14 protein-coding genes are annotated in these 20,990 nt (G+C 66.7%); 6 read left to right on the top strand and 8 right to left on the bottom strand.

All coding sequences use genetic code 11. The features are described from left to right. Positions 1-18 precede the first annotated feature (18 nt). The 3 genes from glgX to EYE40_RS01765 are packed head-to-tail and all read left to right on the top strand — an operon-like array spanning position 19 to position 3,217. Positions 19-2,067: a glycogen debranching protein GlgX gene (gene glgX / locus EYE40_RS01775; protein ID WP_130980334.1), complete on the top strand. Its 2,049-nt coding sequence runs from the start codon at positions 19-21 to the stop codon at positions 2,065-2,067. Continuing rightward, positions 2,067-2,564, top strand: coding sequence for a Cys-tRNA(Pro) deacylase (gene ybaK, locus EYE40_RS01770; RefSeq protein ID WP_130980333.1), 498 nt, complete (start codon positions 2,067-2,069; stop codon positions 2,562-2,564). Before glgX ends, ybaK begins: the two co-directional genes overlap by 1 nt. Further along, positions 2,561-3,217, top strand: coding sequence for a DUF998 domain-containing protein (locus tag EYE40_RS01765; RefSeq protein ID WP_130980332.1), 657 nt, complete (start codon positions 2,561-2,563; stop codon positions 3,215-3,217). The genes ybaK and EYE40_RS01765 overlap by 4 nt, the downstream gene beginning before the upstream one ends. Here EYE40_RS01765 and glgP read toward each other — a convergent pair. From glgP to EYE40_RS01735, 6 genes are all read right to left on the bottom strand, one after another. Further along, the gene (gene glgP / locus EYE40_RS01760) at positions 3,207-5,759 is read right to left on the bottom strand and encodes an alpha-glucan family phosphorylase (RefSeq protein WP_130980331.1); all 2,553 of its coding nucleotides are present in this window, start codon (positions 5,757-5,759) and stop codon (positions 3,207-3,209) included. The two genes, EYE40_RS01765 and glgP, sit on opposite strands and share 11 nt — an antisense overlap. A gap of 30 nt (positions 5,760-5,789) precedes the next feature. After that, entirely contained in the window at positions 5,790-6,416 is a 627-nt protein-coding gene (locus tag EYE40_RS01755) for a signal peptidase I (protein WP_130980330.1), read from the bottom strand. Continuing rightward, a complete protein-coding gene (locus EYE40_RS01750; protein WP_130980329.1) occupies positions 6,413-7,132 on the bottom strand; it encodes a hypothetical protein in 720 nt (239 codons plus the stop codon). Before EYE40_RS01750 ends, EYE40_RS01755 begins: the two co-directional genes overlap by 4 nt. Positions 7,133-7,134: 2 nt before the next feature. Further along, positions 7,135-9,366: an RICIN domain-containing protein gene (locus tag EYE40_RS01745; RefSeq protein WP_130980328.1), complete on the bottom strand. Its 2,232-nt coding sequence runs from the start codon at positions 9,364-9,366 to the stop codon at positions 7,135-7,137. After that, on the bottom strand, positions 9,363-9,947 hold the full coding sequence (locus tag EYE40_RS01740) for a SipW-dependent-type signal peptide-containing protein (protein ID WP_130980327.1): 585 nt from the start codon (positions 9,945-9,947) through the stop codon (positions 9,363-9,365). Before EYE40_RS01740 ends, EYE40_RS01745 begins: the two co-directional genes overlap by 4 nt. A 117-nt stretch (positions 9,948-10,064) precedes the next feature. Next, on the bottom strand, positions 10,065-10,673 hold the full coding sequence (locus tag EYE40_RS01735) for an alternate-type signal peptide domain-containing protein (protein WP_130980326.1): 609 nt from the start codon (positions 10,671-10,673) through the stop codon (positions 10,065-10,067). Between the two features lie 445 nt (positions 10,674-11,118). Here EYE40_RS01735 and EYE40_RS01730 point away from each other — a divergent pair, with 445 nt between their 5' ends. Both EYE40_RS01730 and glgB read left to right on the top strand, forming a co-directional pair. Beyond that, on the top strand, positions 11,119-13,083 hold the full coding sequence (locus EYE40_RS01730) for an alpha-1,4-glucan--maltose-1-phosphate maltosyltransferase (protein WP_130982696.1): 1,965 nt from the start codon (positions 11,119-11,121) through the stop codon (positions 13,081-13,083). Then, entirely contained in the window at positions 13,083-15,281 is a 2,199-nt protein-coding gene (gene glgB / locus EYE40_RS01725) for a 1,4-alpha-glucan branching protein GlgB (RefSeq protein ID WP_130980325.1), read from the top strand. Before EYE40_RS01730 ends, glgB begins: the two co-directional genes overlap by 1 nt. Positions 15,282-15,386: 105 nt before the next feature. Here the strand turns inward: glgB and EYE40_RS01720 are convergent, their stop codons facing one another. After that, positions 15,387-16,292 (bottom strand): tetratricopeptide repeat protein, encoded by a 906-nt coding sequence (locus tag EYE40_RS01720; protein ID WP_130980324.1) that lies wholly within the window; start codon positions 16,290-16,292, stop codon positions 15,387-15,389. After that, positions 16,289-18,082: a DUF8094 domain-containing protein gene (locus tag EYE40_RS01715; protein WP_240034672.1), complete on the bottom strand. Its 1,794-nt coding sequence runs from the start codon at positions 18,080-18,082 to the stop codon at positions 16,289-16,291. Before EYE40_RS01715 ends, EYE40_RS01720 begins: the two co-directional genes overlap by 4 nt. Before the next feature lie 299 nt (positions 18,083-18,381). Between EYE40_RS01715 and EYE40_RS01710 the strand changes: the two genes are divergently transcribed. Next, positions 18,382-20,973 carry a hypothetical protein gene (locus EYE40_RS01710; protein WP_130980323.1) on the top strand — a complete coding sequence of 864 codons (2,592 nt, stop codon included), beginning with the start codon at positions 18,382-18,384 and terminating at the stop codon, positions 20,971-20,973. Positions 20,974-20,990: the final 17 nt, after the last annotated feature.

The following is a 20,990-nucleotide window of genomic DNA, read 5'->3' as shown; positions in this document are numbered from 1 at the left end:
GCCTTTACTCTTGAAACCATGTCTTCGCTTTCCCCCGCCGAGGTCGCTCCCCTGGGGGTGAGGCTCACCGCTGCAGGCGGGGAGATCCGCGTCTGGTCGGAGAGCGCGACAGCCATCGAGGTCTGCCTGTACTCGGCGAAGGACCCGAACTGGGTCGTCTCCACCATGGATCTCGAACCCCAGGGCGACGGTGTCTGGTTCGGCACCTCCCCCGGACTCGTCGCCGGCACCCGCTACTCGCTGCGCGCATCGGGCCCGACCGGCCCGACCCACCAATTCGACCCGACCGTCGACCTGATCGATCCGTACTCGCGCGGGCTGGCCCGCACGAGCGAGGGCGAGTGGCGCTCCTACGTGCAGGACGACGAATTCGACTGGCAGGGCGTCGAGAAGCCCGGCACACCACTCGACCACGTCGTGCTCTACGAGGCGCACGTGAAGGGCCTCTCCAAACTGAACCTCGATGTGCCCGAAGAACTGCGTGGCACCTACGCGGGGCTCGGTCACGAGTCGACCATCCGCTACCTGCAGGATCTCGGCGTCACCACCGTCGAACTGCTTCCCGTGCACCAGTCGGTGAGCGAGCAGCGTCTCATCAAGCAAGGCCTCACCAACTACTGGGGGTACAACACCCTCAACTTCTTCACCCCGCACGCCGAGTACGCCACCAGGTCCGCGCAGACGGGCGGCACGGGCGCCGTGCTCCGCGAGTTCAAGGAGATGGTGCGCAGCCTGCACGCGGCGGGGCTGCAGGTCGTGCTCGATGTCGTCTACAACCACACCGCCGAGGAGGGCCCGACCGGACCGACCACCTCGCTCAGGGGCCTCGACAACGCCAACTACTACCGCCAGGACGCGACCGGCGCCTACATCGACGTCACCGGCTGCGGCAACACGGTCGATTTCTCGAAGGATGCGGCCCAGCGCCTCGTGCTCGACTCCCTGCGCTACTGGGCCAACGACGTGCAGGTCGACGGCTTCCGTTTCGACCTCATGGCGACCCTGGGCCGCGACGAGAAGGTCGAGTACCAGCGCGAGCACCCGCTGCTCACGGCGATCCTCGGTGACCCGCAGCTGCAGGACTCGGTGATGATCTCCGAGCCCTGGGATGTCGGTATGGGCGGCTGGCAGGTCGGCAACTTCCCGCTCGGCTACCTCGAGTGGAACGACGGCTACCGCGACCGCATGCGCGACTTCTGGCTCTCCGACGTGGGAGCCGCCCGCGAGCACGGCAGCGCGCCGAACGGCATCGGATCCCTCGCCCGCCGCCTCGCCGGCTCCGCCCACGTCTTCTCGAACGAGCGTGGCCCGCTCGCCTCCGTCAACTTCATCACCGCGCACGACGGCTTCACGATGGCCGACCTCACCGCGTACAACGCGAAGCACAACGCCGGTAACGGTGAGAACAACCGCGACGGCACCGACAACAACCACTCCTTCAACCACGGCACTGAGGGCCCGACCACCGACGAGGTCGTTCTCGACGCTCGGTGCAAGGCCATGCGCAACCTGCTCGGAACGCTGCTGTTGAGTGCGGGCATCCCGATGTTGACTGCCGGTGACGAATTCGGTCGCAGCCAGCGCGGCAACAACAACGCCTACTGCCACGACAGCGAGCTGACCTGGCTGCCGTGGTCTCGGGACGAGTGGCAGGATGACCTGCTCGAAGTCTCGCGACTGCTCATCCGCCTGCGGCACGAGAACCCCGCCCTGCGCCCGGTGCGTTTCGGCCGCTTCGGCGAGACGGTGCCGAGCGCCTCGCAGATGGACTGGTACAACACCGAGGGCCTGACGATGTCGGACGGAGACTGGAATTCGCCCGCCTCCCGCACCCTGCAGTACCTCGCGGCCTCGACGCCCGAGGTCGAGGAGTTCAACCGCATCCTGCTCATCGTGCACGGCCTCGAGGAGGACGTCACGGTCACCCTGCCCGAACACGAGGGCGTGACCGGCTACACCCTGCTCTGGGACTCGGCCCTCGCCGACCTGCCCGCGGCCGGCGACGCCGACCCCGGCAGCGAGGTCACCATCTCCGGCACCTCGATGCGCCTGTACCGCGCGCTCTGATGTCGAAGAATCGGGATGCCTCCGGCGCAACCCCCGCGACGGTAGCCCTCTTGGCAGCCGGTGTGCCGTTCACGCCTCACGCCTACGCGCACGACGCGGGTTCGACGAACTTCGGGGCGGAGGCCGCGTCCGAGCTGAATCTCGACCCCGAGCGCGTGTTCAAGACCCTGCTCGCGGATGTCGACGGATCCCTGGTCGTGGCGATCGTTCCGGTCTCCGGCAAGCTGGATCTCAAGGCCCTCGCGAGCGCGGTCGGCGGCCGCAAGGCCGAGATGGCCGACCCGAAGCTGGCCGAGCGCCGCACCGGCTACATCGTGGGCGGTATCAGCCCGATCGGCCAGAAGACGAAACACGCGACGGTGCTCGACGAGACAGCCGAGCTGTTCGACACGATCTTCGTGAGCGGCGGCAAGCGCGGCTTCGACATCGAGCTCGCTCCAACCGACCTGCTGCGCGTCACCGACGGCATCATCGCCGCGATTGGAAGAGATTCGTGACCCGTCGGCAACTACTCCTGCGCGCCATCCTCGCCGCGTTCGGCCCCATCGTCTTCCTCGCCGCCGAGGCGATCAGCGCTCTCGGCTGGACGGCCGGAACCTACAACTACGGCCACAACTTCATCAGCGACCTCGGCACCCGCGTCTGCACGGCCGACTTCGGCGGTCGCGCGATGTGCTCGCCGCTCTGGCCCGTCATGACCTTCGGCTTCGTCGCGATGGGCGCCGCAGTCATGACGACGATGTTTCTTCTGGCCCGATCGCTCACGAAGGGCCGCCGCATCACGGTGAGCGTCCTCGGCATCTCGGTTCTCGTCGGCATGCTGCTCGTCGCGATCTTCCCGGGTGGCATCGAGTCGGTCGCGAGTGGCGCGATCGCCCTGCACGCGCTGGGTGCCGGCATCGCGATCGCCGCCGGCAACCTGCTCGCGATCGTGCTAGGGAGCGCCCGAACCCAGCTCGGGATGCCGCGCTGGTACGCCTACGTCATCCCGATCATCGGAGTCATCGGCCTGGTCGGACTCGTTTTCACCGTCACCCCGCAGTCGATCGCCGACCCCGCGATCTTCGAGCGCATCGCCGTGTACTCGATCTTCGCGTGGCAGCTGATCACGTCGGCGCTGCTGTTCCGCAGGGCCGTAACTACTCCATAACGGCGATCAGGCCCAGCTCCGCGGACGATGCGAGCAGGGGATGCCGCGGCACAACCCGAACGTTGTAGCCGAAGCTCCCGGCGCGAGCCAGCGTCATGTCGCCACCGAAGGTCGCTGCCGCACCCAGGTCGTGCGTCTCGAGTTCGAGCGGCGCGCGCTGGATGTCCAGAAGCTCGTCCTCGCCGCGCGCCCGCCCGTACACAACCTCGACGAGAACATCGTCGGGGGTGAGGGTGCCGAGCGCGACGTGTGCGCGCAGGTGCAGGGTATCCCCCACCTGCGGCACCGTGTCGACACCGCCCGACTCGACGTGGGTGACGCTCACGCTCGGCCAGGCCGCGGTCACGCGCGCCTTCCACGCCGCGAGCTCGCGGGCCGGCTGGTAGCTCGACGCGGTGATCTCGGCGTGGGCCTCTGCGGCCGGCAGGTACAGGCGGTTGACGTACTCGCGCACCATGCGGTCGGCCGAGAGCTCGGGCGACAGCGTTGCGAGAGTGTGACGGATGGCCTGCACCCAGCGCGTGGGCACGCCGTCGTCACCGCGGTCGTAGAAGCGCGGGGCGACCTGGTGCTCGATGAGGTCGTAGAGCGATTCGGCCTCGAGGCGGTCGCGTTCTGCCGGGTCGGTAGCGTCGGAGCTGGGAATCGCCCAGCCGTTCTCCTCATCGTAGAACTCGGCCCACCAGCCGTCGAGGATCGACAGGTTGAGGGATCCGTTGAGCGCGGCCTTCATGCCGCTCGTGCCGCAGGCTTCGAGTGGGCGCAGCGGGTTGTTGAGCCACACGTCAGTACCGGGATAGAGCAGTCGGGCCATGGCGATGTCGTAATTCGGAAGGAACACGATGCGATTGCGCAGCTCGGGCTCCGATGCGAACTCGATGAGGCGCTGGATGAGGCGCTTGCCCTCGTCGTCGGCGGGGTGCGATTTACCGGCGATCACGATCTGGATGGGGCGCTCGGGGTGCAGCAGCAGCGCGCGCAGGCGGTCCTCGTCGTGCAGCATCAGCGTGAGGCGCTTGTAGGTAGGAACACGCCGGGCGAAGCCGATGGTGAGCACGTTCGGGTCGAGCAGGTCGTTGTACCAGTCGGGCGCCTGCACTCCGGGGTTCTGCTCCTGCCAGGCGTCGGTCACACGGCGGCGGGCGTCGGTGACGAGCTGGGCACGCATCGCACCGCGCACTCCCCAGAGGTCGCCGTCGGTGACCGCCTCGGAGCGCCAGTCGGCGGAGGTGGTATCCCTCGTGCCGAGCTTCGAGTTCGCGAGTTCGAGCAGCAGGGGGTCGGTCCAGGTGGGGGCGTGAACGCCGTTCGTGACCGAGGTGATCGGCACATCCGCGTTATCAAAACCGGGCCAAAGCGGGCCGAACATGCCGCGACTCACCTCGCCGTGCAGGATGGAGACACCGTTGGCGCGCTGCCCGAGACGCAGGCCCATCACGGCCATGTTGAACATCTCGGGGTCGCCGCCCTCGTGCGCCTCGATGCCGAGGGCGAGCACGTCGGCCGCGTCGACGCCGGGCAGCAGCTCGGTCGAGAAGTAGCGCTCGACCATGGGTGCCTCGAACCGGTCGATGCCCGCGGGCACCGGTGTGTGGGTCGTGAAGACGGTGCCGCTGCGCACCACCTGCAGGGCCTCGGCGAACGAGAGGCCCGCACCGATCAGGTCGCTGATGCGCTCGAGACCGAGGAAGCCCGCGTGGCCCTCGTTGGTGTGGAACACGAGGGGCACGGGCGTCGAGGTCAGCTCGGTGTAGATGCCGATCGCGCGCACGCCACCGATGCCGAGCAGCAGTTCCTGCAACAGGCGGTGTTCGCCCGCGCCGCCGTAGAGCCGGTCGGTGACACCGCGCAGGTCGTCGTCGTTCTCGGGGATGTCGGTGTCCAGCAGCAGCAACGGGATGCGCCCGACATTCAGCTGCCAGATGCGTGCGTAGAGCGCCTTGCCGTCCGGAAGTGCGAGGGTGACCATCGCGGCGCGACCGTCGGGGTGGCGCAGCACGCGCAGCGGCAGTCCGTCGGGGTCGAGCACGGGGTAGCTCTCCTGCTGCCAGCCGTCACGCGAGATCGCCTGACGGAAGTAGCCGGCCCGGTAGAACAGGCCCACGCCGATGATCGGCACGCCGAGGTCGGAGGCGCTCTTCAAGTGGTCGCCGGCGAGAATGCCGAGGCCGCCCGAGTACTGCGGAAGCGCTGCGGCGATTCCGAACTCCGGTGAGAAGTAGGCGAGGGATGCCGGCGCGTTCTCCAGACCCTGGTACCAGCGGGGCTCGCGCAGATACGCGTGGAGTTCCGCCAGCAGGGAGTCAGCACGCTCGACGAAGGCCGCGTCATCCGCTAGCTCGGCAAGACGGGCGGGACTCACGGCCCCGAGCAGTCCGATGGGGTCGTGGCCGATTTCGTCCCACACGGAGGGCTCGATGCCAGCGAATAGCTGCCGTGTCGGCTCGTGCCACGACCAGCGAAGGTTGGTGGCGAGCTCCTCGAGCGCGGCGAGGCGCTCTGGCAGAACGGTGCGGACGGTAAATCGACGAATGGCCTTCACCCGCAAAGCCTAACGCCGCTGGGTGAACGACTACTTCTTGGCGTCTGAACGGCGGCCCTTGCCACGCTTCTTCTTGCGCGAGTCGGCGATGCCGGTGAACACCATAAAGGCGGCGTAGGCGAAGAAGAGTCCGGCGATCACGGCGACGATGCCGCCGCGGTCCTCGCCGTTGACGGCCTGGTTGACAAAACCGAGGTAGGGAACGGAGTACCACATACGACCCTGCACCTGCACGTCGCGCACCGGCTCATCAGGCGTGTCGTTGTTATCACCCTGCAGGATGAGTCGCTGACCGCCATCGTCACCGCTCGTGAAGCCGATCACGCGGTGGGTGATCACACCGGGCTCGCCCGAACGGATCTGGTAGGTGATGACGTCGCCGACCTCGATCTCGTCGAACTCGACCGGTCCGACCACGATGAGCGTTCCGGGCGGAAGTCCCGGTTCCATGGACTGTGTGAGAACGGTGAGCGGGATGGCCCCACCCACCTTCGGGATGATGATGAGGATCGCGGCGAAGAACGCCACGACGATCACCAGCACGATGCCGAACATCAGGCCGAGGTAGTGCGCGAGGCTCTTCTCCTGCTTGGCTTTGGGCGCCTCAGCGACTTCTGTGGGCGTCTCTTCGACCCCCGCGGGCTGCTCCCCGCTCACGATTCTTCGCGGCGCTCGCGCCGACGGCGAAGAAGCAGGAGGAAACCGAAGCCGAAGAGGCCGGCCGCGATGGCGAACCAGTCGTAGGGCAGGTCGACGCCGGTCTTGATGAGGCCGCCAGGATTGTTGCCCGAGGGAGCCGTTGGCGGGATGCCGGGAATTGCCACACCCACATCATCACAGGCGCTGGCCGGAAATGCACCTGCCTGCGTGTCGCGCATACCCACAAGAAAATCGAGGTCCCCCAGTTTGGCCTGAGCAACCTGACCTGTGACGTCCATCATTTCCAGAGTGAGGTCGACCCGCATGGTCGCGCCGCCGGCAAGCGGACGGGGAGCCACAACGACGTCGCACGTGGAGAGGTCGGCGATAGCTGAGCTCTCCGTCGCACCCATGCTGACATCTACAGCCGTGAGCATCAGGTTCGACGCCATCTCCATCGAAGGCGAGACCAGGTGGCTGACGCTCACTCGCATGTTCGCCACGCTCGTGGTCGGGTTGCGTACCCAGAAGCTCACCGTGACGACATCCTGCGGTACGAGCTTGCCGATACCGGCGAACAGGGGCGTCCCGAAGTGTGTTCCGAATGAGACGCCATCCGCGCTGACGAGAATCTCCGTCGGCGACGCCTGGGCGGCGGTTGCACTGCCGCCCATCGCAAGCGCGGCAGCGAGCACCGTCACAACGCTGACCATGGCTAGCCGTGCCCGGTTCACGTTCAGTTCACCGCTGTCATGGTGAAGCGCTGAGCAACGGTGTTATTGCAGGTGTACTGCTGGAACTGGAGTCCAAGAGTCGTGGATTGTCCGTTGATATCGAGGCATTTGTTAGTCAGCTTGTTGATGAATCGCACGTAACCACCCGGTTCGGCAACCTGCGCCCACTCCTGGTTGTCCGCACTGCTCCACGTGTTCAACTGGAGCTTGGCGCCGTCGAGTAGCTGGTTGGTGCCCGGTTCAATCGCCCAGGCCAGGTTCGCGTTGTTCTGAGGCGTAATCCGATAGAAACCGTCACCCGCGTTGGTGAAGACAACGCGCTGCGCCGTGGATCCCACCTGGTTGTTGGATGCTCCGCAGGTGTTCTGGTCGATGTCAGCTGCGTTGGCGACGGTGTCCGGCGTGAAGCACAGGTAAGGCGTCGCGTGGGTGGTGCGAAGAGTGAAGCGCTGTGTTGCGCTCAACGTGGCTGGAGTCGTCACCGACATGACGTCGGATGGCACCGACTCATTACCGGCAGCATCGATGGCCGTGATCGTGTACGTGTACGGGGTGGATGCATTGAGACCCGCATCCACATACAGCAGGTCTGAAGTGGTGGCAATCGCGATACCCGCTCGGTAGATCCTGTAGCTCACCACACCGACGTTGTCCGCGGGGATCGGCCAGTTGAGTTGCACCTGCCCACGAGACGCGAAGGCGTACGCCACGGGCTTGTTGGGAGCCGCGGTATCCGTGACGGTCACCGTCGCCGAGCCCGAGTTGTTGGCTGCGACGTAGTCAGCGACCGAAGACGAGGCGCTGGCGGTCAGGGTGTATGCCGTGCCAGGAACCGCAGCCGTGGTGACGGTGCGGGTCACTGAGAAAGTCCGCGAGTGGCCTACGGCGATCGCAGGTGTGGTGGTGCAGGAGGTCAACGTGCAGGAGCCGGTCTGCCCCGCAGCGATGGTGGGAACCGCGTTCCCGGTGAGAGTTGCCGCCGTCGGAATCGAGATGGGCACGGTCACCGTCCCGCCGCTCGGAATGTTGCCGTTATTCGTGACCACCCAGGTCCACTGCACGGCCGTGGCCGTGGTGCTCGTGCGACCCACTGACGACGGGGTCGCGGTGACGACTGTAGACAGGTCTGCCCCGCCGACGGTCGTGATGGTGACGGTGTTCGACGTCGCAGTTCGCACCCATCCCGAGGCGAGTCCGTTGACGTAAGCGACGGTGGGTGTGAACGCGTAGCTGACACCGGTGGCCGCGGCGGGCACCTTGACGCGGTACTTGATGACCACGGTCTGAGTGCCTTGAGCAATGGTGCCGCCGAGGGTGTCAGTGGCGCCGTTTCCGATACGGGCAACGACCTTGCGATCCGCCGTCACATAGTTCGCCTGATCGCCAGCGAGGGCGTCGGTGCGGGCGACTCCATCGATGGTGATCGAGTTAGCCTGGTATTCGAGGCCCTCCGGTACGACGCCCGCAAAAATGCTGTTCTGCGAAAGCGAGCTTCCGACGTTGCTCACGGTCGTCGTGTACTCCAGCACATCACCGGGACGATAGCTGGTGCCGGCCAGCGTGACGTTGGTGACGGCGGTCTGCGCCGTCAGGCACGGCCCGGTACCGAACGACACGTCGTCGAGGAAGTTTCCGATCGACGGGCCGCCCGCCGCAGAGACCGCCTTGAAGCTGAGCTCCGTTGTGCTCTGGCCCGCAGGTACAACGTAGGCACCCGAGTAACGGTTCCATACACCGGTGCCATCGCTGAAGCTCCCCTGGGAGACACCGGCGTTCACCGCACCGATGAAGAGTTCCATGGTGTCGACGCCGGAGCGACCGCGGTGCAGGAATGACCACTGCAGAGTCTGACCCGGGGTCGTGGTGAGTGACTGGTAGATGGTTCCTGGCTCGTCGGCGTTGAGCTCGACAAACTGACTCCCGACGCCCGCAGGGACGTTGTCATAGCCATTCCAGATCTCGATGCGCACAGGCTGGCCGTTCGCGCCCTTCGCGCGCCATCCGTTCATCTGGCCGTCGTTCGCATAGCCGAGCGTGCTTGCCTGCGCTGGCTGCTCAAAGCTCGCGTTCAGCATCTGGGTGACATTCGTGCAGGCATCGGCGAGGTTGGCCACCTTGACCGTCGCGCCGACGGAATTGAATGACAGCCAGAGGGCGGACGCCGCTCCCGTCCCTACCAATACGAAGAAGAGAGCCATCGAGATGGCTGCAACGATGCGATTGCGGATACTCACGGGCGCACCTGCGCCGCGTTGAGGCTGATGAGGAACGTCGCTGATGAGCCCTGCACCGAAGCGGGGGCGTCAGGCGCGAGGCGAATCTCGAGGCAGACCGGGGTGGTCTGGCCGACTGTAAAAGCGATGGGCGCTATCGCGGCCGGAAGCGGGGTGCCATCGGCGGTCACCGTGCAGGTGGTTCCGGTGGCCTGGATCATCGACACCTGCAGGTACGGCTGAAGCGCACTGGATTCCGCGGTGAAGATAATGCTCGGTGCGGTCACGCTGAGGGGCGTGACGCCGATGTTCTTGAGCACGATCGGCGTTGCCGGAACCACTGACCTACCGGGCAGCAGAGTAGTCGCGCTGAGGTCGACGCTGAAAGTCTCGGCGCCATTGACGGTGATACCGCTTGTGCCGGTCTGCACCGTAGCTGCCTGCACGGGAACCGAGTCGTTCCACAGGGCGTAGGTTCCACCTGCCGCGAGTACTGCTACCAGCACTCCAGCGGCGAGCGTTCCTGCCGTGGCGAACAAGGCACGGATGGCGGATGTCTTAGAGGGGGCCGTGGCGAGGCCAGCGGGCACAGAGTTCTGCATGATGGCCTCCTTTCGGGCGGAAACCGGTATATCGGGGGTGTTAACTACGGCGCGCCGACGCGGGGGGACGAAGGCGCGGGAAAGGGCGTGCCGCCCTGAGGCGGCACGCCCGACCAGCTACTGGCGGACCTGGGTGAGGCTGAACGCAGCGCCGGTGAGGTTCACGGCGGTGAGGTTCTGGCCTACCTGGTTTGCAGCCGTGTCAAGGAACTTGACGGTGAGCACGACGTTGAACGTTGCGGTCGACACCGTGGTGGACGGCGTGATGATGTACGAACCGTCCGCGGGCGTCGTAGCGACGGCGCTCCAGGAGGCCGGAAGACCGGTGGGCGCGCCAACCGTGACCGTAACGAAGGGAGCGAGGGTCGGGTCGATGACAACCGAACCGGGAACGTACGCGAGCTTGGCGGCGAGGTTCTTGCCGTTGGCCTTGATGGTTACTTCCTTGGTGTACGTCACGGTGTCGCCGGGGACCAGCTTGTGGGTGGCCGGGTTGAACGTCGCGCCGTTGAGAACGCTTGAGGTGGTGACGCCACCGACGGTCTTTGTCGATACGTCGTTCCAGACGGCGGCCGTGGCGGTGAGGTCGATGTCGAGCTCACCGGTCGAGACGGTAGCGGCGGTGAGTGCGGCCGAGTCGTTCCACAGAGCGAACGTTCCGGCACCACCGAGGAGGAGGGCGATGCCAGCTGCGCCAGCGATTGAACCCTTAACGAGCTTGTTCATTGCGATTCCTTTCGCGTCATCACGAGGTGATGTCGGGATTTGATTGGACCCGAGGCTCACGCGAACGCAGCACGGCAGAATTGCGCGCGCTGAGGAACAGCTTTAAGACATTCGGGTTGTCTTGGTTTTTGCCGACAGCTTTGCTGCATGTCGGATTTGTAGGCAACTCCCGGCTTTGGCTACTAACTGCTAGGTGTCGTAGGTGAATGCGAGAAACTGCCCTTGAAAGAACCTACCTTGTCCGCCTTTTGGTGGACAAGGCCTTCTACTCTCATTCGCTGCCCCAAAGCGGGGGGTACCCCGTTTGTCCCCCCTAATGCGGACAGGCAGGTCGTCACACCCTCGGACTCGCAGACTTAAGCGGTACGGTCGCAGTGTGGCGACTGCAACCAACGGCACGGCCGTATCCGACCAACCCGACACCGCGGGATCGTTCGCCCCGAAGATGGGGCGCATCCCGATCAGACATCTTTCACCCCAACAGCCGGAAGGCCTCTGGCCCGCCAAGGCGTGGGCCGGCGAGGTGGTGCCGTTCGCGGCCACGATCTTCCGTGAGGGCCACGACCAGCTGGGCGCGAGACTCGTGCTCACCTCCCCCGCGGGCACCGAGTCGCGTCACTCGCTCGCGCCGGGCGCCCCGGGCACCGATCGCTGGGGCGCATCCGTTCTTCTCGACGGCATCGGGATGTGGACCTGGCGCATCGAGGCCTTCAGTGACGACTGGGCCACTTGGCTGCACAACGCCGAGATCAAGGTTCCGGCCGGCATCGACGTCGAGCTGATGTTCGCGCAGGGTGCCGTTCTCGTGAAGAAGGCCGGCAAGGCGAAGGTCTTCACGGATGCCGCCAGGGCCTTCCTCGACACGAGCCTCTCCCCCGCCGCCCGCCTTCGGGTCGCCGAGGATCCCCGCCTCGTCACCGCCCTCGCCGCCAACCCGGTCGAGAGCCTCACCACCACGAGCCCGACCATCGAGCTGCGCGTTGAACGCCCGCGTGCGGGAGTCGGCAGCTGGTACGAGTTCTTCCCCCGGTCCGAAGGTTCCAAGCAGCTAAAGGATGGCAGCTGGGTCTCCGGCACCTTCCGCACGGCTGCGAAGCGCCTGCCCGCCGTCGCGGAGATGGGCTTCGATGTGCTCTACATGCCGCCCATCCATCCCATCGGGCGCTCCTTCCGCAAGGGACCCAACAACACGCTCGTCGCCGGCCCGAACGACCCCGGCTCGCCGTGGGCGATCGGAGCCGCGGAGGGTGGCCACGACGCCATCCACCCCGACCTCGGCACCGAGAAGGACTTCGTCTACTTCCTCGGGCAGGCGAAGAAGAACGGTCTCGAGGTCGCCCTCGACCTCGCGCTGCAATGCTCCCCCGACCACCCCTGGGTGACCGAGCACCCCGAGTGGTTCACGACGCTTCCGGATGGCTCGATCGCCTACGCGGAGAACCCGCCGAAGAAGTACCAGGACATCTACCCGCTCAACTTCGACAACGACCCCGAGGGAATCCGCCAGGAGATCCTGCGGGTCGTCGAGCACTGGATCCGCCTCGGAGTGTCGATCTTCCGCGTCGACAACCCGCACACCAAGCCCGTGCAGTTCTGGGAGTGGCTCTTCGGCGAGGTCGAGCAGCGGCATCCCGGCACCGTGTTCCTGGCCGAGGCGTTCACCAAGCCGGCCATGATGCAGTCGCTCGCCGCGATCGGATTCCAGCAGTCGTACACCTACTTCACCTGGCGCAACACCAAGGTCGAGCTCGAGGAGTACCTGTTCGAGGTGTCGCGCGAGACGAGTGCGGTATTCCGTCCGAACTTCTTCGTGAACACCCCCGACATCCTCACCGAGTACCTGCAGTTCGGCGGCCAGCCCGCCTACAAGGTGCGCGCCGCCATCGCCGCGACCGGCAGCCCCAGCTGGGGTGTGTACGCGGGCTACGAGCTGTTCGAGAACGTCGCCCGCCCCGGCGCCGAAGAGAACATCGATAACGAGAAGTTCGAGTACAAGAAGCGCGACTGGGCTGAAGCCGACAAGGCAGGCACGACGCTCGCGCCGTACCTGCGGCAGCTGAACGTCATCCGCTCGCAGCACCCCGCACTTCGCCAGCTGCGCAATCTCGACGTGCACTGGAGCGACGACGACTCGATCCTCGTCTATACGAAGTACCTCGCTCCGCAGTTCACCGGCACCGGCACGAGCGACGGCATCATCGTCGTCGCCAACGTCGACCCGCACTCGGTGCGCGAGACGACGGTGCACCTCGACCCCACCCGCTTCGGCCTCGAGCCCGGCACGAGCTATCAGGTCACCGACCTCATCACCGGCCAGGTCTTCACCTGGGGCACCGACAACTACGTGCGCCTCGACGCATTCACCGAACCCGTTCACATCCTGCGCATCGACTACCCGAAGGGCTCCTGATGGCTGTCGCCAAGAACTCCAAGAACGCCGCCACAACCCCCACCCTGCCCGAACTGCACCCTGGTCTGATCACCTCGATCATCTCCGGCGCGCACCCGCAGCCGCACGCCACCCTCGGGCAGCACGCAGTCGACGGCGGGTTCGTGATCCGCGCGGTGCGTCCGCTGGCCGCCACCGTCACCGCCATTCGTGCAGACGGTTCGCGCGTTTCGCTCGATCACGTCTCCGAGGGACTCTGGCAGGGCTTCGCGGCCGGAGATGGGCAGGCGTACCAGCTTGAGACGACCTACACCGACGGCCCCACCTGGACGGCAGACGACCCCTACCGCTTTGTGCCGACCGTCGGCGAGATCGACCTATACCTCTGGGGCGAGGGCCGCCACGAGCAGCTCTGGCACGTGCTCGGGTCGCACTTCCGTCCGCACGAAGACGTCGTCGGTACCTCATTCTCCGTCTGGGCGCCACACGCGAAGGCCGCCCGTGTTCTCGGCGACTTCAACGGCTGGAACGGCGTCGGCCACGCGATGCGCCGCCTCGACGACAACGGCGTCTGGGAGCTGTTCGTGCCCGGCCTCGAACCGGGAGTCGCCTACAAGTTCGAACTTCTCACCGACAACAACCAGTGGGTCAGCCGCGCCGACCCGATGGCCCGCTACACCGAGATCCCGCCGCTGACGGCCTCCAAGGTCGGCGAGACGAAATACGAGTGGGCGGATGCCTCGTGGCTGGCCACCCGCGCCGAGACCGACCCCCACAACTCCCCGATGAGCGTGTACGAGCTGCACGTCGGCTCCTGGCGCCCGGGGCTGGGATACCGCGAGCTCGCCGATGAACTCATCGGCTACCTCCACGAGACGGGGTTCACCCACGTCGAGTTCATGCCCCTCGCCGAGCACCCGTTCGGTGGCTCCTGGGGATACCAGGTCACCGGTTACTATGCGCCGACGTCACGTTTTGGGCATCCCGACGATCTCAAGTACCTGATCGACCGCCTCCACCAGGCCGGCATCGGCGTGATAATGGACTGGGTGCCCGGGCACTTCCCCAAAGACGAATGGGCGCTCGCCAAGTTCGACGGTCACGCTCTTTACGAGCACTCCGACCCTCGCCGCGGCGAGCAGATGGACTGGGGCACCCTGATCTTCAACTTCGGGGACTCGCAGGTGCGCAACTTCCTCGTTGCCAACGCGCTGTACTGGCTCGAGGAGTTCCACATCGACGGGCTGCGCGTCGACGCGGTCGCCTCGATCCTCTACCTGGACTACTCGCGCGAGGCCGGCGAGTGGGAGCCGAACATCCACGGCGGCCGCGAGAACCTCGAGGCCATCAGCTTCCTGCAGGAAGTCAACGCGACCGCCTACAAGCGCAACCCCGGCATCATCATGATCGCCGAGGAGTCGACCGCGTGGCCGGGCGTCACGCGTCCCACCGCGTCCGACGGTCTCGGCTTCGGGCTGAAGTGGAACATGGGCTGGATGCACGACAGCCTCTCCTACATCCAGACCGACCCGATGTACCGCGCGCACCACCACAACGAGATCACGTTCAGCATGGTGTACCAGTACACCGAGCAGTTCCTGCTGCCCATCAGCCACGACGAGGTCGTGCACGGCAAGGGATCGCTGCTCACCAAGATGCCCGGTGACCAGTGGCAGAAGCTCGCCAACATGCGCGCCTACCTCGCGTTCATGTGGGCGCATCCCGGCAAGCAGCTGCTGTTCATGGGTTCCGAGTTCGGGCAGCCGTCCGAGTGGAGCGAGCAGCGCGGCCTCGACTGGTGGATCCTCGACCAGCCCGTGCACCGCGGCCTGCTCACGATGGTCTCGCAGCTGAACCGCGTCTACCGCGAACAGCCCGCCCTGTGGTCTCGGGACAACGACGAGGGTGGCTTCGAATGGCTCGATGGCGGAGACTCCGAGCGCAACGTCGTGTCGTTCCTGCGTTGGGACAACCACGGCAACCCGGTCGCCGTGATCATGAACTTCAGCGGCAACCCGGTGGGTCCGTACCGCGTCGGTCTGCCGTTCGCCGGCACCTGGGACGAGATTCTCAACACCGACGCCACCGAATACGGCGGCAGCGGTGTGGGCAACTACGGTGCCGTGCAGGCTTCGGATGAACCGTTCGCGGGTCGCCCGGCCTCGGCCGAGATCACCCTGCCTCCGCTCGCCGGCCTCTGGCTCAAGCTCCGCCGCTAGCTCAGCCTGCGGCGGGACTCGCCTTCGAGTTGCGGTTTTTCGATCTTCGCTCGGCTGCGGAGGTCGAAAACCCGCAACTGGATCGATTCACGTACCCCGAACCAGTTAGTAGAGCAGTCCCGTCAGGCGACGGCGAGCCGTGGCGACGCGCGGGTCGTCGGCTCCGGCGATCTCGAAGAAGTCGAGCAGGCGCGCGCGCACGTTGTTCTTCCCCTCCGCATCGAGCGTGGGGAACAGGTCGAGGAGACGGGAGAACGCGTCGTCCAGGTGGCCGCCCGACACGTCGAGGTCTGCGACCGCGAGCTGGGCGGTGACGTCATCCGGAGCCGCGGCAGCGGCCGAGCGCACGGCATCGGCGGTCTGGCCGTCGAGGCGCGAGAGCAGGCGCACCTGTGCGAGACCGGCGACGGCGAGGTGGTCGCGCGGGTCCTGCACGATGGCGAGCTCGTACTCCTTGATGGCGAGATCGAAGTCACCGGCCGCGATCGCGTCGTAGGCCTCCTGGTGGTGCGGGGGCAGCGGCTCCTCGACGGGCTCGGCGGGCTCGCCTTCGGCGCCGGCGTTGATGGTGCCCTTCACGCCCTGCTGGGCCGCGACCTCGAGCATCTGGTCGATGACGCGGCGCACCTCCTCTTCGGCGGGCAGGCCGACGAAGAGCTGCAGGGGGCGACCGCCGATAACGGCGGCAACGGCGGGAACCTCGGTGACCTGGAAGGCCTGCACGAGCTGCGGGTTGCGTCCGCCATCGATCGTGGCGAGCACGAGTCGGCCGCTGTAGCTGGTGACGAGCGGGCCGAGCACGGGCTCGAGGCCGGGGCCATAGAACTCGACGAGCACCGGAACGGTGTTCGAGAGCTCGAGGATGCTCGAGAACGAGGCATCCGTGGCCTCGACGACCAGCGAGGGCGTTCCCGGTGCGGGTGTCGCTCCGGCCGGACGGGCCGGCGGCTTGACGAGGGACGAGAGGTCGATGGCACCACGGAGGTTGCCACCGACGGGCAGGTTGGTCACTTAAGCTCCGATGCGGCGATGAGGCCCTGGCTGTAGCCGAGCAGAACGATCTTGCCACCCTCTTCGGTGGCGGGCGGCACGTAGAACAGCAGTTGGTCGCCGTAGGTCGCCTTGATGCCCTTGGTGCTGAGCGATTTTCCCAGCAGGGACTTGACGGTCTTCGGCGCGTTCACGGCGGCCCCGGCCTCGACGGCCTTCACCGTCTCGATCTCGTTCAGGTTCACCGCGACGAGGGCGCCATTGTCATTGGTCGTGAGCGTGACTGTCTGCCCGTTGCCCAGCGCGCTCTCGTAGATGAGTTTCGCCGTGCTCGGCAGCTTCTTCTGCGCGGTCTTCTTGGCGGCGAGTCCGACCGCGACGCGCAGGGTGTCGCCTTCGGCCTCGAACAGGTCGTAGTTCTCGCTCTCGGTGTCCTTCATCAGCACGTCGGAGTACGCCATGGCGAGGTCTGACGGTGCGATGGTCAGCAGTCCGATGTCATCGCTGAGGCGGTTGGTTCCGACCTCTGCCGATGCAACCTTGGGGATGACGGCACCGGGCTCGAGCGTGATCGCATAGTGCACCTTGTACTGCGAGCGTGCATCGTCCTGGATCATCACGACGGCGACGTAGAACTTCTGGCCCTCTTCGTCGACATCGTTCTGCACGATAGCGAAGACCGTGCGGGGCCAGTCGTTGTTCTGTTGCGGCAGGGTGAGCTCGACCGGGCCTGCGGGGATCGCCGAGAGCGCCTTGATGGTCTTGTCGGCCTTGCGCATCTTGTAGTTGGCGAGGCGCAGGTCGAGGGCAGGGCCGGCGAGACGGGTGGCGGCCACTGCTGCGTCGCGGTCGGTGTCGGCCTCGGCCGTGATCGCCGAGATGCGGGCGATGATGCGGTTGGCCTGCGGCTTCGTGACGGCGGGAGCCTCGGTCACCTCGGCGTCGGCGGCCTCGGGGCTCGCGACGGCGACGGGCGGGGGCTGCGGGCTGTTTGCGGCCAGGAAGTCGGTGCTGCATCCGCCGAGAACCAGGGATCCGACCAGCACGACGGGGAGAACGGCGATCATGCTCGTGCGGCTCGATCGACGTCCGCGCGGGGCCTCGATCGCCTTCTTGCTGGGCCTGCCCTCGATGGCCTTCGGGCGCACCCGGCTCGGCTTGTACCGGGGCTGGCGCGGCAGCTTGGGCATCTTCTGCGACTTGCGGCGCGGTCCACGGGCGCTGCGCAGGTGGCTCACGGCCCAGAACAGCAGGGCGAGGCCGAGCAGGAGCACGATCGCTCCACCGACGACGAGTGGGATGGCCCACGGCGTGGAGTTGTCGAGCGGCCAGGTCACGCTCACGCGGGACGGGGCCGCGGCGACACCGTCGGACATGATGATGAGCGACACGTCTTCCGGCACGTTGATCGTGATGCGGAGCGCCGTCTCCTTGGTGTAGTCGAGGTACCAGAGGTCGGATCCCTCGGGCGAGGGCAGGTCGTCACCCGAGCCGCTCGTGAGCTTCGACACGAACTTGCCCTCTTCGGTCATCGTGATGTCGTTGCGGCTGACGTCGCCGATCCAGGCGTTGACGTCGGTCGTGCGGCCGTAGGCGGCGAAGATGGTGCGCGCGCCGCTGATGGCGACGGTCTGGCTGCGCGGGAAGGCGTTGAGGGTCTCGCCGTCGATCACGGTGACCTTGGCGCTCGTGTCGAGTTCGACAGAGGCGCTGGTCTCCTTGGGGAGGGCAAAGACGGTCCGCTGTGCGATGCCGAGCCCGATGGACAGGGCGGCCAGCACGAAGCAGACGATAGCGAGTACGAATCGCACGGACATTCTCCTCTCGAGTCGCCTGCCCAGCCCGGTCTCATGGACCAGGGCCGCAGCGTCCTCCCCGCCATTAGCGGGTGCTCGCACTAGGGGGCGAGTAGAGGATTTCCCGAAACCGGCGTTCGGGAAGGCAACTGCAAAGACATCCCAGAATACCGGATACCCCACGGTGACGCCTAACGGTTCTACTGGGAAACCTCTGGCAACAGCGGGTCGCGTGATGCGAATGCGCGAGTCGCCGGTTCACGGGCGACCACTAAACTCGAGAAATCCGGTTTTATGGACAAGGAGCAATTCTCGTGGCAGCTGACGACGCAGATTTCGGTACCGAAATGCGTGGCTACAGGAAGGACGCCGTCGACAAGGCGATCCAGGACCTGCGGCGCGAACTCATCAAAGCCAACGCCGACCGGGTCGAAGCCACCAAGGAGGCCAAGCGCCTCGCCGCCGTCGCCGAAGACCTGCAGGCCGAGCTCGACGAGACCGGTACCCCGACCTACAGCGGTCTCGGCACGAAGCTCGAGAACACCCTCCGCGTCGCCGAAGAACAGTCCACCCGCCTGATCAGCCAGGCCGATCTCGACGCCGAGAAGCTCCGCAGCTCTGTCCAGGGCGAGGTGCAGCGCCTGTCGAACGAGGCACGCGACGCCGCCGCCCGCCAGCTCGCCGACGCGGAAGCCCGCTCGAAGACCACCCTCGACACGGCCCGCATCGAAGCGGAGAACGTGCTCGCCCGCTCGGCCACGGAGGCCGAGTCCATCGTCAACGACGCGCTGCGTGAGGCCGCATCCATCCGCGGCGCCGTGGCAACCGAGGCCGCGGAGGCGCGTGCCCTGACCAAGCGCGAGGCCGCTGCCCTGCGCGCCGAGGGCGAGAGGGAAGCCGCAGAGCTCAAGGCCCTTGCGAGCCGTGAGGCAGAAGCGACACGGGATGCCGCGGCGCAACTCGCCCGCGACACCGAGCACGGCCGCGCCGAGTACGAGGCGGAGAACACGCGCCTGCGCGGAGATCTCGCGCGCGACGTGGAGCAGGGACGCACCGATCTCGAGCGCGAGATCACAACGGCGCGCGAGGAGCTCGCCAACGAGACCGCAGCCGCGCGGGCCGCGCTCGAGGCCGACACCGCCGCCGCCCGCGAGGCGTTCGAGAACGAGTCGCGCACGTCGCGCGAGGAGCTCGAGAACGACATCGCCGCCGCCCGCGCCGCGCTCGAGAACGATACGTCCGCCGCCCGCGCCGCACTCGATGACGACACGGCCGCACAGCGCAAGGCGCTGGCGATCGAGATCCGCACGGCGAAGGCCGCGCTCGCGACCGAACAGAAGGAGGCTCGCGCCCTCCTCTCCGGCGAGAAGACCCGCATCACCGAGTCCCTCGCGACCGAGACGGTGCGCGTCACCGACTCGCTCGCCGCCGAGACGGCGCGCGTGGAGAACGAACTGGCCACGAAGACCGCAGAGGTCACCGCACATCTTGAGGCGGAGAGCGCACGGGTGACCGACGAACTCGAGGCCGAGACCGCGCGCGTCACCGGCGAGCTCGAGGCCGAGTCCACCCGTGTGAAGGCCGAGCTCGAGGCCGAGACCACCCGCGTGACGTCAGAACTCGCAGCCGAGACCTCACGCGTCACGTCCGAACTCGAGACAAGAACGACACAGGTCGAGGCTGCGCTCATAGCTCAGACAGCGCAGGTCACGGCCGCGCTCGAGGCGGAGACCGCACAGGTCAAGGCAGCACTCGAAACCGAGACCGCACAGGTCAAGGCAGCACTCGAAGCCGAGACCGCACAGGTCAGGGGCGACCTCGAGGCCGAGGCCACCGAGGCGCGATCGGCACTCGCCGCCGAGATCAAGCAGGGCAAGGCAGAACTTGCGGCCGAGACATCCCGTGTCACTAGCACGCTGGAGAACGAGACCGCGCGCGTGACGAGTGAACTCGCCGCCGAGACCGCACAGGTCAAGGGAGCCCTCGAGGCCGAAGCCGCCCAGGTGCGCACCGACCTCGCCGCCGAGACTGCCCGGGTCACCGGAGAGCTCGAGGCCGATACCTCCCGCGCCCGCGAGGAGCTCGAGAAGGAGATCTCCACGGCACGCGCCGAACTCGAGGCCGACATCAGCGCAGCTCGTACGGCGCTCGAGAGCGACACCGCTTCCACGCGAGCCGCACTCGACGCAGAGGCCGCTGCCACCCGCGCGGCTCTCGAGAAGGAGACCTCGACCGCTCGGGCCGAGCTCGCTGCATCCATCACCGCAGAAAAGAACGCCCTCGATGCCGAGGTCGCCGAGACGCGCCTCGCCCTGACCACCGATGTCGAGAAGCAGCGGGCGGATGTCACGCGCGACGTCGACCGAGAGCGCGCCGCCCTCGAGCACGAGAGCGTCACCACTCGGGCCCAGCTCGCCGCCGCGACCGACGAGCTGCGCACCACGCTCGTACGTGACGCGGAACAGGGCCGACTCGACCTCGACGTCGAGCTCAAGGCCCGCCGCGACGAGGCGGAGAAGGAGTACCTGGCCCGCCAGAAGGATGCGGCCGACCAGACCGAGAAGTATCTCGCCGAGGCCAAGGCCCAGCTCGACGACGCTCAGAAGCGTGCTGCCGAGAAGCGTGCGGAGGCCGCGACCCTCGAGGACGACGCACGCGCCTACGCCCTCAAGACCCGCTCGGAGGCGGATTCGACCGCTGCCGAGGTGCTCGGCAACGCCGAGGCCCGCGCACAGGCGCTCGTGGCCGAAGCGGAGGCGCACAACAGCAAGCTCGTCTCCGACGCCGAGGATCGCCTCAACAAGATTCGCATCGAGCGCGAGGCAGTCGCAGGATACTTCCAGAATCTGCGGGGGCTCCTCTCGGATGCCGATAAGGTCGAGGCACCGGCCGCACAAGCCGACTAACGCCTGAATACCGGGGA

It is taken from the genome of Glaciihabitans arcticus, assembly GCF_004310685.1.
In the GTDB taxonomy this organism is placed as follows: Bacteria; Actinomycetota; Actinomycetes; order Actinomycetales; family Microbacteriaceae; genus Conyzicola; species Conyzicola arctica.
The sequence above is the reverse complement of the archived record's forward strand: the minus strand, read 5'-3'. Positions and strand labels throughout refer to the sequence as shown.

Coding starts and splice junctions, on each gene's coding strand:
- EYE40_RS01735 (WP_130980326.1), bottom strand. CDS start 10,673: ATGAACAAGCTCGTTAAGGGTTCAATCGCTGGCGCAGCTGGCATCGCC.
- ybaK (WP_130980333.1), top strand. CDS start 2,067: ATGTCGAAGAATCGGGATGCCTCCGGCGCAACCCCCGCGACGGTAGCC.
- glgB (WP_130980325.1), top strand. CDS start 13,083: ATGGCTGTCGCCAAGAACTCCAAGAACGCCGCCACAACCCCCACCCTG.
- EYE40_RS01730 (WP_130982696.1), top strand. CDS start 11,119: ATGGGGCGCATCCCGATCAGACATCTTTCACCCCAACAGCCGGAAGGC.
- EYE40_RS01740 (WP_130980327.1), bottom strand. CDS start 9,947: ATGCAGAACTCTGTGCCCGCTGGCCTCGCCACGGCCCCCTCTAAGACA.
- glgX (WP_130980334.1), top strand. CDS start 19: ATGTCTTCGCTTTCCCCCGCCGAGGTCGCTCCCCTGGGGGTGAGGCTC.